The sequence below is a fragment of the Actibacterium sp. MT2.3-13A genome, from assembly GCF_018139985.1.
Taxonomy (GTDB): Bacteria; Pseudomonadota; Alphaproteobacteria; order Rhodobacterales; family Rhodobacteraceae; genus JAGSOU01.
The window spans coordinates 26,426-41,222 of the sequence record NZ_JAGSOU010000013.1; the positions used below are offsets into that span (position 1 = coordinate 26,426).

A 14,797-nucleotide genomic window follows, 5' to 3' on the forward strand; every position below is an offset into this window, starting at 1 on the left:
TCTTCGCGGCGCGGCGAAAAGATCACGGCGCCTCGGGCCCGCAGCCACCGCGCCTCGCTGCACCGCTGAACGGCGCGCGCGGCCGGCTGGGGGGCGGTGCCGCCTTCCGGTTTGGGAAACAGCGCGAGGATCTCCCCGGTGCGGCCCGCCGCCGGTCCATCCGGTTCCGCCACAACGAAAAAAACCGGCGCCGAGGGCGCCGGTTTTCCTTGGCTCGAAGATACCTGGCTCAGAAGCCGAGGCCCTCGTATTTCTTCTTGAACTTCGTCACGCGGCCGCCGGTGTCCATCAGGCGCGACGAGCCGCCGGTCCAGGCGGGGTGCACCGAGGGGTCGATGTCCAGCGACAGGGTGTCGCCTTCGCTGCCCCAGGTCGAGCGGATCTTGAACACGGTGCCGTCGGTCATCTTGACGTCGATGAAGTGGTAATCGGGGTGGATGTCTTTTTTCATGACCCGTCTCCTTACGCTTCGGTGCCGGCTTGGGGCTTGTAGTTGGAAACTTCCGCGATACGGGCCGATTTGCCGCGGCGCGAGCGCAGGTAGTAGAGCTTGGCGCGGCGGACACGGCCGCGGCGCACCACCTCGATGCTGTCGATATTGGTCGAGTAGAGCGGGAACACGCGCTCCACGCCTTCGCCGAACGAGATCTTGCGAACGGTGAACGAGCCAGCGATGCCCTTGCCGTTCTTGCGGCTGATGCAGACGCCTTCGTAGTTCTGCACTCGGCTGCGGGTGCCTTCGGTCACCTTGTAACCGACGCGGATGGTGTCACCGGCCTTGAAATCCGGAATGGTCTTGTCGAGCTGAGCGATCTGCTCGGCTTCCAGCTGTGCGATCAGGTCCATCGCATCTCTCCTATATGCTCACGGTTTGCCCGCGAAGTTGGCGCGCCCTCAGAGCTCTCGGTCTTCTTCCGGGTCCCTACCATGCGCTTCACAGTAAGCCCGCCAGAGGTCAGGTCGTCGTTCCTTGGTCAGCCTTTCGGCCATGGCCCTGCGCCAGGCGGTTATCTTCGCGTGATGGCCGGACAGAAGAATCTCCGGTATCTCGCGACCTTCCCAGACGGCGGGCCGAGTATACTGTGGGTGCTCAAGCAAAAAATCCGAGAAGGATTCCTCCTCGGTTGACGCCTGATTCCCAAGTACGCGGGGTATAAGCCGCACTGTGGCGTCAATCAAGGCCTGAGCGGCAATCTCGCCCCCGGTGAGGATGAAATCGCCCAGGCTGACCTCCTCGACCCGGTGATGGTCCAGCACGCGCTGGTCGACGCCCTCGAACCGGCCACAGAGCAAGGTCAGGCCCTGCGCCCGCGAAAACCGCTGGGCCGTGGCCTGGTCGAAGGGCCTGCCGCGCGGCGACAGGTAGATCACCGGCCAGTCCTCGCGCGACGGCGGCGTGCCGATGGCGGCCTGTTTCAGCGCGGCGTCCACAACGTCGGGGCGCAGCACCATGCCCGCGCCGCCGCCCGCGGGGGTGTCGTCGACATTCTTGTGCCTGCCGACGCCGAACGGGCGCAGGTCGATCGTCTCCAGCGCCCAGAGGCCCTGGTCGAGCGCCCGGCCGGTCAGCGACTGACCCAGCACGCCGGGAAAGGCCTCCGGAAACAGCGTGATGACCTTGGCCGTCCAGGCGCCCCTGAGGCGCGGGCGGTCGGTCATCAGGTCGCGCGGCTGGAGGCTGGCGGAAATCGACAGCCGGCCGTGCGATTTTGGCGCGTCACTCATCGGGGAACAGCCCCTCGGGTGGGTCGGCGATGATGCGGCCCGCGGCCAGATCGACGGTGGGCACGGCCTCGTTGGTGAAGGGCAGCAGGACGGTGTCCTTCAGCCCCGGCCCCTGGATTTCAAGCAGGTCGCCGGCGCCGTAGTTCTGCACCGAGCGCACCTTGCCCAGGGTCTTGCCGCCGGTGTTGAGCACCTCCAGCCCGATCAGGTCGGCCTGGTAGAATTCGTCATCCGGCAGCTTGGGCAGCCGGTCGCGGTCGGCAAACAGTCTCGTGCCGCGCAGGGCGTCGGCCTCTTCCTTGGAGGTCACGCCCGACAAGCGGGCGGCAAAGCCGTCCTTGACTGCGCGGGTGATCTCGACCGAGAAACTGCGCGTGCCGTCCTCGGTGTGCAGGGGCGCGTAGTCGCCGATCGCCTCGGGTTCGGCGCAGAAGCTTTTCAGCCGCACCTCGCCGCGCACCCCGAAGGCGCCCGCGATGGCCCCGACACAGACCCGATCCGTGCTCATGCTGTGCTCCTGTCAAAAGGATCGGGGCGGCGCGGGGCCGCCCCGGTCTGGGGATTATTCGCCGGCGGCCTCTTCGGCCGGTGCAGCGGCGGCTTCCGCAGCCTCGGCGGCCTTGGCGGCCTTCTCCTCGGCGCGCTCCTTGGCCTTGGCGCCGGGCTCGCCCTTCTTGGGGTTGCTGCGCTCTTTCTTGGCAACGACGCCGGCGGCTTCCAGCAAGCGCGCGATGCGGTCGGTGGGCTGGGCGCCCTGGCCGAGCCAGTGCTGCACGCGCTCCAGGTCCATCTTCACGCGCTCTTCGCTGTCTTTCGGCAGCAGCGGGTTATAGGTGCCCAGCTTTTCGATGTAGCGGCCGTCGCGCGGCATGCGCGAGTCGGCGGCGACGATGCGGTAGAACGGGCGCTTCTTGGAGCCGCCACGGGCGAGACGAAGTTTGATAGCCATTGTGTTTCTCCTTGGATGGCTGGTGTTCGGCGGGGTCTCCCCCGCCTTACGATTTGTGTTGCTCGTGATGCTTGATGACTTCCTGAATGATGAAGTTCAGGAATTTCTTGGCGAATTCGGGGTCGAGATCGGCCTCCTGGGCGAGCGCCTCGAGGCGGGCGATCTGCGTGGCCTCGCGCGCGGGGTCGGAGGGCGGCAGGTCGTGCTCAGCCTTCAGTCGGCCCACGGCCTGGGTGTGCTTGAACCGCTCGCCCAGCGTGTAGACGAGGATCGCATCGAGCCGGTCGATGCTTTCGCGGTGCTCCTTCAGAAGCGCCGCCGCGCGGGAGACGATGTCTTCAGTCAATGGCCCAGCCTTTCGGTTTGAACAGCGGATCGCAGTAATGGCTGATCTCCAGCGCGATGCCGTCGGCGATCTGGCTGGAGCGCAGTTTCGCGGGCGAGGGGTGGCGGTAGACGGCATCGTTGCCGTCGATGGTGGCCGCGTCCCTGTCCTTGACCGCGCCCAGCCGCTCGGCCAGGCGGATCGAGTCGAGGTTCTTGGGGTCGATGTAGCTGACCGCCGTCTCCCAGCCCTGCTGCTCGTAGAAATGGCGCCGCGCGGCATGGGTGGCCTCCAGCGCGTAGCCCTTGCCTGCCTTGTCGGGCCAGATGATCCAGGCGATCTCGCGCTCGGGCCAGCCTGCGGGCATCCAGCCGCCGGCCATGCCGTAGGTCTCGTCCGTCGCCTTGTCGTGGATCATCCACATGCCGTAGCCGCGGATCTGCCAGTGGCCGATCTCGGCGGCATAGAGCATCCAGGCCTCGTATTTGTTCAGCGGCCCGCCCATGAAGCGCGAGCGGTAGGAGGCGAAGGTGGCCTTGAAATCCGGGTAGTCCTCGGGCTCCGGTCCGCGCAGGACCAGGCGCCGGGTTTCCAGCACGGGGATGTCGCGGCAGGCCATCAGTCGCGCGCCTCCGTCATGGGGTGGCGGTAGGTCAGGCAGGGCTCCCCGCCGGGCGTTTGCGCCGCCGGGTCCAGAACTGCGCCCAGCCGTTCGGCCAGCGCGATCGAGCGCGCGTTCTGCGGGTCGATATAGCTGACGGCGGCGTCCCATCCCAGAGTCTCCCGGGCGAAGTCGCGCGCGGCCCGGGCGGCCTCGAAGGCCAGGCCGTTGCCCTCGGCCTCGGGCGCCCAGAGGGCCCAGCCGATCTCGCGCTCGGGCCAGGTGATGGGGTGCCACGGCCCGGCCATGCCGAGCGGGTGGTCGTCGTCACGGGCGCTGAAGATGAAGCTGCCGTAGCCGCGCAGCATCCACATCCCGGCCACATGCGCGAAGGCGCGCCAGCCGGTGTCGCGGTCGATCTCGGCCCGGCGGACGAAGCGCGCGCGGTCGCTCTGCATAAAGGCGAGGAAGGGCTCGAAATCCGACAGTTTCGGGGCGCGCAGGACGAGGCGCTCGGTCTCGATCACCGGGGTGTTGACGGAGAGGCTCATGCGTAGGCCTCCATTCCGCCGTCGGACAGCGCCGCGGGCGCGGGGTGGCGCCAGACCTGCATCGCGCCGTGGCGCTGGTGGGTGAACATGCCCTCGAGGCGCGCGCCGAGCCGTTCGGCCACCCGCGCCGAGGCCACGTTGGCCGGCTTGACCAGGCTGACGGCGGTGTCCCAGCCGAGGCTGTCATAGGCATAGGCACGCGCGGCCGCGCCGGCCTCGGTGGCGTAGCCCTTGCCCTCGTGCCCCTCGAACAGGTCCCAGCCGATCTCCGGCTCGGGCCAGCCCTCGGGGCAGAACAGGCCCACGAGACCCGCGACGGCGCCGCCGTCCCTGGTCTCCACGATCCAGCGGCCGAAGCCCGCCAGCTGCCAGTGGCCGATCTCCATCGCAAGCATCCGCCACGATTCCTCGCGGTTCAGCGGGCCGCCGACGAAATGCGCCCGCTCCGAGGCGTAGAAATCCGCGAACGCCTCGAAATCCTGCAGCGCGGGCGCGCGCAGTATCAGGCGTTCGGTTTCCAGCCGGGGGATGGTGATGGTGGTGGCGGCCATGGCTTACTTCTTCTTGCCGAAACCGCTGAGGCCGGGGGGAAGGGCGCCGCCGCCGAGCCCCGGAAGCCCGCCGGGCATGCCGCCGGGCATCTTGCCGCCCATCGCCTTGGCTGCCGCTTCCAGCGCCTTGGGGTCCATCTGCGAGGGGTCCATGCCCGCCGGCATCCCGCCCTTGCCGAACATGCCCTTCATGGCCTGTTTCAGCATGCCGCCTTTGCCCATCTTCTTCATCATGTCCGCCATCTGGCGCTGCATCTTGAGAAGCTTGTTCAGTTCGGACACTTCGAGGCCCGCGCCGGCGGCGATGCGCTTTTTCCGGCTGGCCTGAAGGAGCTGCGGATTGGCGCGCTCCTTCTTGGTCATCGACTGGATCAGCGCGATCTGGCGCTTGAGGATCTTGTCGTCGAGGCCCGCCTGCTGCACCTGCTTGGCCATCTTGCCCATGCCGGGCATCATGCCCATGATGCCTTCCATACCGCCCATCTTGAGCATCTGCTCAAGCTGCATCTTCAGGTCGTTCATGTTGAACTGACCCTTCTGGAAGCGCTTCATCATGCGCTCGGCCTGCTCGGCCTCGATCGTTTCCTGCGCCTTCTCGACGAGGCTGACGATGTCGCCCATGCCGAGGATGCGGCCCGCGATCCGTTCCGGGTGGAACTCCTCGATCGCGTCCATCTTCTCGCCGAGGCCGACATATTTGATCGGCTTGCCGGTGACCGCGCGCATCGACAGGGCCGCGCCGCCGCGGCCGTCGCCGTCCATCCGGGTCAGGATGACGCCGGAGATGCCGACCTTGCCGTCGAATTCCTCGGCCACGTTCACCGCGTCCTGGCCGGTCAGGCCGTCGACCACCAGCAGGGTCTCGCGCGGGTTGGCGATGTCGCGGACGGCCTGGACCTCGTCCATCAGCACGTCGTCGATATGCAGCCGGCCGGCGGTATCCAGCATGTAGACGTCATAGCCGCCCATGGTCGCCTGCTGCTTGGCGCGCCTGGCGATGTCCACGGGGGACTGGCCCTTGACGATGGGCAGGGTGTCAACGCCGATCTGCTGGCCGAGAATGGCCAGCTGCTCCATCGCGGCGGGGCGGTTCACGTCGAGCGAGGCCATCAGCACCCGCTTGCCGTTCTTTTCCTTCAGCCGCTTGGCGAGCTTGGCGGTGGTGGTGGTCTTGCCCGAGCCCTGCAGGCCGACCATCAGGATCGGCGCGGGCGGGTTGTCGACCTTCAACTCGCCCGGTTCGCCCTCGCCGGTCAGGACATGGACCAGTTCGTCATGGACGATCTTGACGACCTGCTGACCGGGAGTGACCGATTTCGTCACCGCCTGGCCGGTGGCCTTTTCCTGCACGGCCTTGACGAAGTCGCGCGCCACGGACAGCGAGACGTCGGCCTCCAGCAGCGCGACGCGCACCTCGCGCAGGGCGGTCTTGACGTCGTCCTCGGACAGCGCGCCCTGCTTGGTCAGCCGGTCGAAGACGCCGGACAGGCGTTCGGATAGATTTTCAAACATGCCCTGGCCCTCCTGCGACCGTTAACACTTGCCCGGTAGATATGACCGGACGCTCCAAACGCCAATGTCCCCCGTGGGCGAAACCTCGCTGACGGGGGGCGATCCTGTGGCTATGCAGGACCGGAAAGGGCAAGCCGTTCCGGAATTGGGGTCGAGCGTTAGCGCGCGGGCAGGGCAGAGTCAAGCGCCGCCCGCGCGCGGGGCGGGTGTCATGCGGCGAGGGTGTCGATCTGATCCTCGGCGGCCTTCAACGTCGCCTCCGGGGCGAACACCAGGGCGTCGGCGGCGACGAACTGCACGTCGGCGATGCCGAAGAAGCCCAGCATGTGGCGCACATAGCCCGAGGCGAAGTCGATCTCGGAGCCCAGTTTCGTGCCGTCCGAGGACAGCGCCACGATGGCGCGCTTGCCTTTCAGCAGGCCCTCGGGTCCGGCCTCGGTGTAGGTGAAGGTCTCGTCCTTGCGCGCGAGGTGGTCGAACCAGCTTTTCAGTTGGGCGGGCACCCCGAAATTGTAGACCGGCAGGCCCATCAGCAGGATGTCGGCGGCGCGGACCTCGGCCAGCAGGGCGTCGGAATAGGCGGCGATTTCGGCCTGCTCGGCGCTGCGCTGTCCGGCGGGGGTGAAGATGGCCCCGATCCAGGCGGCGTCGATCTGGGGCACGCCTCGCGACAGGTCGCGGGTGACGATCTCGGCGTCGGGATGGGCCGCGGCGAGGCGCTCCTGCGCGCGGTCCAGCAGCTTGCGCGAGATCGAGGCGTCGCCCTTGATCGAGCTGTCGAGACGAAGGATGGTGGTCATTTGGGAAACTCCGGTTGTGTCTGGGTTCCCCGCTGATTTATCCCTTGCGATTATGAACACAATTGAACAAAATAAACATGAGATGTGATTTGGTGCACATATGAGACCGGATAACTGGGACGAGATCCGCACGGCCTACCATGTGGCCCGGCTGGGTACGGTCAGCGGCGCGGCCGAGGTTCTGGGCGTTCACCACGCCACGGTGATCCGCCACATCGACGCGCTGGAGGAGCGGCTGGGCGTCAAGCTGTTCCAGCGCCATGCGCGCGGCTACACCCCGACCGAGGCGGGGCTGGACCTGCTGCAGGTGGGGCAGGTCACCGCGGATCAGTTCGAGCAGCTCTACGGTCGGCTGCGCGGACGCGGCGCGGCGATGACGGGCGATCTGGTGGTGACCACGGTGGACAGTTTCGCGGCGCTGCTGGTGCCGGTGCTGACCGATTTCCAGCGCGCCAATCCCGAGTTGCAGGTGCGTCTGCTGAGCGATCCGCGCCTGTTCCGCCTCGAATATGGCGAGGCGCATGTGGCGCTGCGGGCGGGCACCCGGCCGGACGAACCGGACAACATCGTGCAGAAGCTGTTCGCGCAGCAAAGCGGGCTTTACGCCCATCGCAGCTATGTCGCGGCGCATGGCGTGATGAGGGGCGAGGCCGACTGCGCCGGCCACCGCTTCATCGGTCCGGCCGACGAAAACCACCGTGCCGCCTTCAACCGCTGGCTGCGCGACACCATCCCGGCCGAGCGCATCACCTTCCGCGCCAGCGACCTGCGCACGGTGGGCGATGCGGTGATTGCCGGGGCCGGGATGGGATTCCTGCCGACTTGGTGGGCAGATCATCTGCCCGATCTCGTCCAGGTCTGCCCGCCTCGCCCGGAATGGGTGGTCGATGCCTGGCTGGTCACCCATGTCGATCTGCACCGCACCGCCAAGGTCCAGGGCTTCACCGCGGCGCTGAAAGAGGCGGCCAGATCATGGGGCTGAGCGTCGCCACCCTGTCGCAGGGCGCGCGCGGACATCTGGCGATGCTGGCCTTTTCCGGGCTCGTGGCGGGCTCGTTCAGCTTCGGCAGCCGGATCGCCAACCAGATCGACCCGGTGGCGCTGACCGCGGCCCGTTTCCTGCTGGCGGGGGCGGTGATCGGGGTGGCGGTGGCCTTGGGGCCGGGGCTGCGGCCCGCCTATTTCCGCGCGCCGTGGCGCTATCTTCTGCTGGGCGGTGCCTTCGCCGTCTATTTCGTGCTGATGTTCGAGGGGCTGAAGACCGCGCCGCCGGTCTCCAGCGCGGCGGTGTTCACGTTGACGCCCATCCTGTCGGGGCTGTTCGGCTGGCTGCTGCTGCGGCAGGTGACCACGCCGCGCATGGCGCTGGCGTTGGCCTGCGGTGGCGCGGGGGCGCTGTGGGTGATCTTTCGCGCTGATCTGGGCGCGCTGCTGGCCTTCGACATCGGGCGGGGCGAGGCGATCTTTTTCGTGGGGGTGGTGGCGCATGCCGCCTACACGCCGCTGGTGCGCAAGCTGAGCCGGGGCGAGCCGACGCTGGTCTTCACCTTCGGCATGATCCTCGCCGCGTTGCTGGTGCTGGGGGTTTACGGCGCGCCGGCGATCGCCGCGACCGACTGGGCCGCGCTGCCCCTGCAGGTCTGGCTGGTGCTGGCCTATCTGGCCTTCTGCGCCAGTTCAATGACCTTCGTGTTGCTGCAATACGCGGCGATGCGCCTGCCCGCGGCCAAGGTGATGGCCTATACCTATCTGACGCCGAGCTTCGTGATCGGCTGGGAGGTCGCGCTGGGCAACGGCGCGCCGCGCGGGCTGGTGCTGGTGGGGGTCGCGCTGACCGTGGTGGCGCTGGTGCTGCTGCTGAAGGACGAGGGGTAGGGGCGGCAGGACCATCGCCGCCGGATCAATCCTTGAGTTCCGCCTCAAGGAAACGTTCGAAGGCATCGAGGTTCACCGGCTCGAACTGGCCGAAGCTCTGCATCCAGACCGAAGCCTCCCGCAGCGCGTCGGGTTCCAGCTTGCACCATTTCACACGGCCGCGCTTCTCCTGGCTGATCAGCCCGGCGCGGGTGAGGATCGCCAGGTGCTTCGAGATTGCCGCCAGCGACATCTCGAACGGCTCGGCCACGTCGGTCACGGCCATGTCATCCTCAAGCAGCATCGCCAGGATGGCGCGGCGGGTGGGGTCGGCCAGGGCCGCGAACACGGAGTCGAGCGGGTTTTCCATCCCCGCAGCTAGGCCCGGCCGGTGAGGATCGTCAACCATTTGGTTGAATATGCCAAAAACGGCGAAAACCCCGGACTCACCGCCGCCGTGTCGGGGGTGGCTTTGGGTTTATGTAAAAAAATGACGCGAAAACAATAAATTAGACATTGGATCACGCCACCGTTTGCAGCTTGACTCGGACCCGCCTGCTTTCTAGGTTCGCCGCGACTGTCCGAGGGGGCCTTCTGGCGTGGTGGATCCGGTAGATAAGGAGCGGCTCAGGCAGCTCGACGCACGGATCGCCGAGCTGAAACGGGCGCAGCAGCCCGAGAAGCGCCACCAGGACGAACACTATTCCCAGGCCAATATCGCCTGGCGGATGGTGACGGAGCTTGTGGCCGGTCTGGGGATCGGCTTCGGCATCGGATACGGGCTGGACTCGCTCTTCGGGACCATGCCGCTGTTCTTGGTGCTGTTCGTATTTCTGGGCTTCGCGGCCGGCATCAAGACGATGCTGCGCACTGCCGAAGAGGTCCGGAGGAAACAGTCGGCCGACAAGGCCGGAGATGATGGGGATCAGGCGTAACCGCGCTTGGTGAAGGAAAGGCAGACGGATGGGCAAGCTATTCTTTTGGGTCGTTCTGGCTCTGGTGATCGTGTCGGGCGCGCTGTTCGCGCCGGAGGAAGCGCACCTGGCCATCCACCCGATGGACCAGTTCGTCGTGAAGCCGCTGTTCGGCGGCGAGGCGATCCACTGGTACACGCCCACCAACGCGACGCTGTGGATGGCGCTGGCCGTGCTGAGCGTGTTCGGCCTGCTGGTCGTCGGCACCCGCGGCCGCGCCATCATCCCATCGCGCATCCAGTCGGTGGCGGAACTGGCCTATGGCTTCGTCTACAAGATGGTCGAGGACGTGGCCGGCAAGGACGCGGTCAAGTTCTTCCCCTACATCATGACGCTGTTCATGTTCATCGTTCTGGCCAACTTCCTCGGTCTGCTGCCGATGAGCTTCGCCACCACCTCGCACATCGCCGTAACCGCTGTCATGGCCGCGCTGGTCTTCATCACCGTCACCGTGGTCGGCTTCGTCAAGAACGGCGCCAAGTTCCTGGGGCTGTTCTGGGTCAAGTCGGCGCCGCTGCCGCTGCGCCCGGTGCTGGCGGTGATCGAGCTGATCTCGTATTTCGTGCGCCCGGTCAGCCACTCGATCCGACTTGGCGGCAACATCATGGCGGGCCACGCCGTGCTCAAGGTGTTCGCAGGCTTCGCCGCCGCGCTGGGGATGTTCTCGTTCCTGCCGGTGTTCGCCATCACCGCGGTCTATGCGCTGGAGGTGCTGGTCGCCTTCATCCAGGCCTATGTCTTCACGATCCTGACCTGCGTCTATCTGAAGGACGCGCTGCATCCCAGCCACTGAGGTCAGCCCGAACCAATCACTAGCCAATTCCAACGTAAGGAGAAACGGACATGGAAGGCGATATCGCACAAATGGGTCAATTCATCGGCGCCGGTCTGGCCGCCATCGGTTCCGGCGCAGCCGCAATCGGTGTGGGTCATGTGGCTGGCAACTTCCTGTCGGGTGCCCTGCGCAACCCGTCGGCTGCCGGTGACCAGACCGCAACGCTCTTCATCGGTATCGCGTTTGCAGAAGCCCTGGGGATCTTCTCGTTCCTCGTCGCGCTTCTGCTGATGTTCGCCGTCTGATCCTTCGAACCGATCCTTACGCTCGGGTGGGCCTGATGCAGGCCCGCCCGATGTAAACCGAGGTTCCTGGAGGACGACATGGCAAACACAACGCACGAAGCCGCAGGCCAGGCGGCGGACGCCGCGGGCCATGCCGCCGCAGGTCACGCGACCGAAGCTGCCGGCATGCCGCAGCTGGAGTTCTCGACCTTTCCGAACCAGATCTTCTGGCTGCTGGTCACGCTTGTCGTGATCTATTTCGTCCTGACGCGCGTCGCACTGCCGCGCATCGCCTCGGTTCTGGCCGAGCGTCACGGGACGATCACCAACGATCTGGCCGCCGCCGAAGAGCTGAAGCTCAAGGCGCTGGAGGCGGAAGAGGCCTATAACAAGGCGCTCGCCGACGCCCGTGCCGAGGCGCACAAGATCATCGCCGAGGCGAAGGCCGACATTCAGGCCGATCTCGACATGGCCATCGAAAAGGCCGATGCGGAGATCGCCGCCAAATCCGCCGAGTCGGAAAAGCGGATCGCCGAGATCCGTGCCGGCGCGATGGAAAGCGTGACCGAGGTTGCCACCGACACCGCGCAGGAAATCGTCGCGGCGCTGGGCCAGCAGGCCGACGCCAAGGCGCTGGCCGATGCGGTCGCCAACCGGCTGAAGGGGTAAGGCAGATGAAGAAACTGACGGTTCTTTTCGCCCTCGCCGCCAGCCCCGCGCTGGCCGCGTCCGGCCCGTTCTTCTCGCTCAGCAACACCAATTTCGTCGTGACGCTGGCGTTCCTGCTGTTCATCGCCGTGCTGGTCCATTTCAAGGTTCCCGGCCTGCTGTTCGGGATGCTGGACAAGCGCGCCGAGAGCATCAAGTCCGAACTGGACCAGGCCAAGGCCCTGCGTGAGGAAGCCCAGACCATCCTGGCCTCCTACGAGCGCAAGCAGCAGGAGGTGGCCGAGCAGTCGGAGCGGATCATCGCCCACGCCAAGGAAGAGGCCGAGATTGCGGCGGCCCAGGCCCGCAAGGAACTGGAAGCCTCGATCGCGCGCCGTCTGGCCGCCGCCGAGGAGCAGATCGCCTCGGCCGAAGCCAACGCGATCAAGGATGTCCGCGACACCGCCGTTGCCGTGGCCGTGGCCGCTGCCGGTGAGGTCATCGCCAAGCAGATGACCGCCGCCAAGGGCAACGCGCTGATCGACGACGCGATCGGCCAGATCGGCGACAAGCTGCACTGACCCGGCCTGGCCGGAACGTGATCTGAGAACCCGGCCCGCTGCGGCCGGGTTTTCTTTTGCCCGCGGCGACGGCCGGCGGCCGGCCTGCGCCTGGCCGGCATTCCGATCCGGCGCGACCGCCGTTCAGCCCCGTTCCCGTTCATGCACCAGCCGCAGCCGCGCGATGGCCTCGTGCCGGTCGGCGATCTGCTGGTCCGACAGCGCGTTCTGCACATAGTCGAGATGCGCCTCCACCGCGGCGCGGGCGCCGGCGGGGTCGCGCACCTGCAGCGCGTCGTTGATCGCGCGGTGCTGGTCGAGCAGCATGTCCCGCGTGGTGCGCTGCTTGAACATCACCTGGCGGTTGTAGAACACGCCCTCGCGCAGCATGTCGAACATGGCGCGCATCATGTGCAGCATGATCACGTTGTGGCTGGCCTCGATGATGGCCATGTGGAACTCGGCGTCGAGCCGCGCCTCGTCGGCCGGGTTGCGCTTGGCGTGGGCGGCTTCCATCTTTTTCAGGATGGTCCCGATCACCTCCAGATCAGCGTCCGAACCCAGCCGCGCCGCGCGCTCGGCGGCCAGCCCCTCGATGTCGCGGCGGAAGGCGATGTAGTCGAACACCGCCTCGTCGTGCGAGGCGAAGAGGCGCACCAGCGCGGCCGGAAAGGCGCCGCCCAGCGTTTCCGACACGAAGATGCCCGCGCCCGCCCGGCTGGTGAGCAGCCCGCGGTTCTGAAGCTCGGCCACCGCCTCGCGCAGCGACGGGCGCGACACGCCCATCCGCTCGGCCAGTTCGCGCTCCGAGGGCAGGCGCTCCCCCGGGCACAGGATGCCGCGCAGGATCAGAAGCTCGATCTGGCGGATGACCGAATGCGACAGCTTTTCGGGCTGAACCTTCTCGAATGGCATGGGATCTACCTCAATAATTGGTCAAAACATATGACCGCCCCAGGGTTCGGGCAACAAAAAAGGGCCGACCCTGCGGCCGGCCCCCGATTCGAACTGTGCTGCGCTCAGGTCATCGGCCGGATGACGATCTCGACCCGGCGGTTCCGCGCCCGGCCCTCGGGCGTCAGGTTCGAGGCAACCGGCTGGTCCTCGCCCATCCCGTAGGCGCGGATCCGGTTCGTGGCGACGCCGGAATCATACAGCACATTGGCCACCGCGCGCGCCCGGCGGTTCGAGAGCTGCTGGTTGTAGGCGGCCTCGCCCACGTTGTCGGTGTGGCCGATCACGTCCACGGTTGTGTTGGGATAATCGTTCAGGCTGCGCGCCAGGACGCGCAGGTCCGATTGCAGGCCGGCGTTGACGTAATCGCTGTCGGTGGCGAACAGGATGTCCTGCGGCATGGTCACCACCAGGTGGTCGCCCTGGCGCACGACGGTGATCTCGTCATTGCCGAAATCGCGGCGCAGCTGGGCGGCCTGCTTGTCCATCTGTGCGCCGATCATGCTGCCGGCGGCCGCGCCCACGGCGGCCCCGATGACGGCGCCGCGGCGGCGTTCCTTGGCGTTGTCGCCCAGCAGGATGCCGGTCAGCGCGCCGATGCCGGCACCGACGGCCAGGCCCTCCTTGGTGCGTTGTTTCGGGTCTGCGGTCTGCACCGCGGGATCGGTGCAGGCGGTCAGGGCCAGCAGGCCGGCGCTGGCCAGTAGGAGCGGAATGCGTGCTCGGGTCATGGGTGCCTCTTCGTTGGGTCCGCTACTGCGGACAGCGGGATCATACAGGCAATCCTATGTGCAAAGACACGCGGATTGTATCGCGTTTCGCTCACATCGGCGTCATTTCGCCAGCGGTTCGGCCTCGGCGCGGGCGGCCTCCCAGGCCAGCATGGCGCGTTTCACGGGCAGCCCCCAGTGATAACCGCCCAAGCCCCCCGACTTGCGCAGCGCGCGGTGGCAGGGGATCAGCCAGCTCACCGGGTTGCGCCCCACGGCGGTGCCCACCGCGCGCACCGCGCGGGGGCTGCCGACGGCGTCGGCGATCTCGGAATAGGTGGTGACATGGCCCGAGGGGATCCGCAGCAGCGCCTCCCAGACCTTGATCTGGAAGGGGGCGCCGATCAGATGCAGCCGCGCCTGGCCCCGCTGCGCGAAGGCCGCCGCCACGTCGCGCTCCAGCGTGGCCGGATCCTCGACATACACGGCCTCGGGCCAGCGCCCGGCCATGTCGGCGAAGGCCGCCGCGCGCCCGGTTTCGGCCGCGAAGGCCAGCCCGCAGAGGCCGCGGTCCGTGCCCATCGCCAGCGCCTCGCCGAAGGGGCTGTCGAACCAGCCGTAGGAGATGGTCAGCCCCGCGCCCCTGCGGGCGAATTCGCCGGGGCTCATCGCCTCCCAGCGCAGGAACAGGTCGTGCAGCCGCCCCGAGCCCGACAGCCCCACCGCATCCGCCGCCGCCAGCGTGGTGAAATGATCGCGCAACAGCCCCTTGGCGTGGTCCAGCGCCAGGTATTGCTGGTAGCGCTTGGGCGAGACCCCCACCCAGCGGCTGAACAGGCGCTGGAAATGCGCCGGGCTCATGCCCATCTCGCGCGCCAGATCGTCGAGCGGCCGCACGCCGCCGCCTTCCGCGTCGATCAGATCCAGCGCGCGGCGGATGACTCCGTAGTGATAGGCGGTCTCGGGGGCGGTGTCGTGCATCTCTGTCTCCGTCATCTTGCCCCGCAAGATAGGCCCGGACGCG

Annotated in this window: 22 protein-coding genes; 7 read left to right on the forward strand and 15 right to left on the reverse strand. The window is 67.2% G+C overall.

Going from position 1 to position 14,797, the window contains the following annotated elements:
* Nucleotides 1-229: 229 nt before the first annotated feature.
* The 11 genes from rpmE to KCI33_RS12565 form a co-directional block, all read right to left on the reverse strand.
* A complete protein-coding gene (gene rpmE / locus KCI33_RS12520; RefSeq protein ID WP_212525137.1) occupies nucleotides 230-451 on the reverse strand; it encodes a 50S ribosomal protein L31 in 222 nt (73 codons plus the stop codon).
* A gap of 11 nt (nucleotides 452-462) precedes the next feature.
* Nucleotides 463-846 (reverse strand): 50S ribosomal protein L19, encoded by a 384-nt coding sequence (gene rplS / locus KCI33_RS12525; RefSeq protein WP_212525138.1) that lies wholly within the window; start codon nucleotides 844-846, stop codon nucleotides 463-465.
* A 48-nt stretch (nucleotides 847-894) separates the two neighbouring features.
* The gene (gene trmD, locus KCI33_RS12530; RefSeq protein ID WP_212525139.1) at nucleotides 895-1,725 is read right to left on the reverse strand and encodes a tRNA (guanosine(37)-N1)-methyltransferase TrmD; all 831 of its coding nucleotides are present in this window, start codon (nucleotides 1,723-1,725) and stop codon (nucleotides 895-897) included.
* Nucleotides 1,718-2,233, reverse strand: coding sequence for a ribosome maturation factor RimM (rimM, locus tag KCI33_RS12535; RefSeq protein ID WP_212525140.1), 516 nt, complete (start codon nucleotides 2,231-2,233; stop codon nucleotides 1,718-1,720). Before rimM ends, trmD begins: the two co-directional genes overlap by 8 nt.
* A 54-nt stretch (nucleotides 2,234-2,287) precedes the next feature.
* Complete coding sequence (gene rpsP, locus KCI33_RS12540) at nucleotides 2,288-2,674, reverse strand: 30S ribosomal protein S16 (protein ID WP_212525141.1); 387 nt, start codon at nucleotides 2,672-2,674, stop codon at nucleotides 2,288-2,290.
* Nucleotides 2,675-2,720: 46 nt separating this feature from the next.
* The gene (locus KCI33_RS12545) at nucleotides 2,721-3,020 is read right to left on the reverse strand and encodes a chorismate mutase (protein WP_249139045.1); all 300 of its coding nucleotides are present in this window, start codon (nucleotides 3,018-3,020) and stop codon (nucleotides 2,721-2,723) included.
* Nucleotides 3,013-3,618, reverse strand: coding sequence for a GNAT family N-acetyltransferase (locus KCI33_RS17920; protein WP_249139046.1), 606 nt, complete (start codon nucleotides 3,616-3,618; stop codon nucleotides 3,013-3,015). The genes KCI33_RS12545 and KCI33_RS17920 overlap by 8 nt, the downstream gene beginning before the upstream one ends.
* Nucleotides 3,618-4,151: a GNAT family N-acetyltransferase gene (locus KCI33_RS12550; RefSeq protein WP_212525143.1), complete on the reverse strand. Its 534-nt coding sequence runs from the start codon at nucleotides 4,149-4,151 to the stop codon at nucleotides 3,618-3,620. Before KCI33_RS12550 ends, KCI33_RS17920 begins: the two co-directional genes overlap by 1 nt.
* The gene (locus KCI33_RS12555) at nucleotides 4,148-4,702 is read right to left on the reverse strand and encodes a GNAT family N-acetyltransferase (RefSeq protein WP_212525144.1); all 555 of its coding nucleotides are present in this window, start codon (nucleotides 4,700-4,702) and stop codon (nucleotides 4,148-4,150) included. The genes KCI33_RS12550 and KCI33_RS12555 overlap by 4 nt, the downstream gene beginning before the upstream one ends.
* A 3-nt stretch (nucleotides 4,703-4,705) precedes the next feature.
* Complete coding sequence (gene ffh / locus KCI33_RS12560; protein ID WP_212525145.1) at nucleotides 4,706-6,214, reverse strand: signal recognition particle protein; 1,509 nt, start codon at nucleotides 6,212-6,214, stop codon at nucleotides 4,706-4,708.
* A gap of 209 nt (nucleotides 6,215-6,423) precedes the next feature.
* Nucleotides 6,424-7,014 (reverse strand): NAD(P)H-dependent oxidoreductase, encoded by a 591-nt coding sequence (locus KCI33_RS12565; RefSeq protein ID WP_212525146.1) that lies wholly within the window; start codon nucleotides 7,012-7,014, stop codon nucleotides 6,424-6,426.
* A 100-nt stretch (nucleotides 7,015-7,114) separates the two neighbouring features.
* Here KCI33_RS12565 and KCI33_RS12570 point away from each other — a divergent pair, with 100 nt between their 5' ends.
* Together KCI33_RS12570 and KCI33_RS12575 are read left to right on the forward strand one after the other, a co-directional pair.
* Nucleotides 7,115-7,996 (forward strand): LysR family transcriptional regulator, encoded by an 882-nt coding sequence (locus KCI33_RS12570; RefSeq protein ID WP_212525147.1) that lies wholly within the window; start codon nucleotides 7,115-7,117, stop codon nucleotides 7,994-7,996.
* Nucleotides 7,987-8,889, forward strand: coding sequence for a DMT family transporter (locus KCI33_RS12575; RefSeq protein WP_212525148.1), 903 nt, complete (start codon nucleotides 7,987-7,989; stop codon nucleotides 8,887-8,889). Before KCI33_RS12570 ends, KCI33_RS12575 begins: the two co-directional genes overlap by 10 nt.
* Nucleotides 8,890-8,914: 25 nt before the next feature.
* Here the strand turns inward: KCI33_RS12575 and KCI33_RS12580 are convergent, their stop codons facing one another.
* On the reverse strand, nucleotides 8,915-9,238 hold the full coding sequence (locus tag KCI33_RS12580; RefSeq protein ID WP_212525206.1) for a metalloregulator ArsR/SmtB family transcription factor: 324 nt from the start codon (nucleotides 9,236-9,238) through the stop codon (nucleotides 8,915-8,917).
* A gap of 229 nt (nucleotides 9,239-9,467) precedes the next feature.
* On the opposite strand from KCI33_RS12580, the gene KCI33_RS12585 reads away from it, so the two are divergent.
* The 5 genes from KCI33_RS12585 (at nucleotide 9,468) to KCI33_RS12605 (ending at nucleotide 12,130) form a co-directional block, all read left to right on the forward strand.
* Entirely contained in the window at nucleotides 9,468-9,803 is a 336-nt protein-coding gene (locus tag KCI33_RS12585) for an AtpZ/AtpI family protein (protein WP_212525149.1), read from the forward strand.
* A gap of 28 nt (nucleotides 9,804-9,831) precedes the next feature.
* The gene (locus tag KCI33_RS12590; protein WP_212525150.1) at nucleotides 9,832-10,635 is read left to right on the forward strand and encodes a F0F1 ATP synthase subunit A; all 804 of its coding nucleotides are present in this window, start codon (nucleotides 9,832-9,834) and stop codon (nucleotides 10,633-10,635) included.
* A gap of 50 nt (nucleotides 10,636-10,685) precedes the next feature.
* The gene (locus KCI33_RS12595; protein WP_212525151.1) at nucleotides 10,686-10,922 is read left to right on the forward strand and encodes a F0F1 ATP synthase subunit C; all 237 of its coding nucleotides are present in this window, start codon (nucleotides 10,686-10,688) and stop codon (nucleotides 10,920-10,922) included.
* A 78-nt stretch (nucleotides 10,923-11,000) separates the two neighbouring features.
* A complete protein-coding gene (locus KCI33_RS12600) occupies nucleotides 11,001-11,570 on the forward strand; it encodes a F0F1 ATP synthase subunit B' (RefSeq protein WP_212525152.1) in 570 nt (189 codons plus the stop codon).
* 5 nt (nucleotides 11,571-11,575) lie between these two features.
* Nucleotides 11,576-12,130 (forward strand): F0F1 ATP synthase subunit B, encoded by a 555-nt coding sequence (locus KCI33_RS12605; protein ID WP_212525153.1) that lies wholly within the window; start codon nucleotides 11,576-11,578, stop codon nucleotides 12,128-12,130.
* A 123-nt stretch (nucleotides 12,131-12,253) separates the two neighbouring features.
* Here KCI33_RS12605 and KCI33_RS12610 read toward each other — a convergent pair whose 3' ends face one another.
* The 3 genes from KCI33_RS12610 to KCI33_RS12620 form a co-directional block, all read right to left on the reverse strand.
* Nucleotides 12,254-13,024, reverse strand: coding sequence for an FCD domain-containing protein (locus tag KCI33_RS12610; protein WP_212525154.1), 771 nt, complete (start codon nucleotides 13,022-13,024; stop codon nucleotides 12,254-12,256).
* A gap of 104 nt (nucleotides 13,025-13,128) precedes the next feature.
* Nucleotides 13,129-13,794 carry an OmpA family protein gene (locus tag KCI33_RS12615; protein ID WP_212525155.1) on the reverse strand — a complete coding sequence of 222 codons (666 nt, stop codon included), beginning with the start codon at nucleotides 13,792-13,794 and terminating at the stop codon, nucleotides 13,129-13,131.
* A gap of 102 nt (nucleotides 13,795-13,896) precedes the next feature.
* Nucleotides 13,897-14,754: a bifunctional helix-turn-helix domain-containing protein/methylated-DNA--[protein]-cysteine S-methyltransferase gene (locus tag KCI33_RS12620; RefSeq protein ID WP_212525156.1), complete on the reverse strand. Its 858-nt coding sequence runs from the start codon at nucleotides 14,752-14,754 to the stop codon at nucleotides 13,897-13,899.
* Between the last annotated feature and the right edge of the window lie 43 nt (nucleotides 14,755-14,797).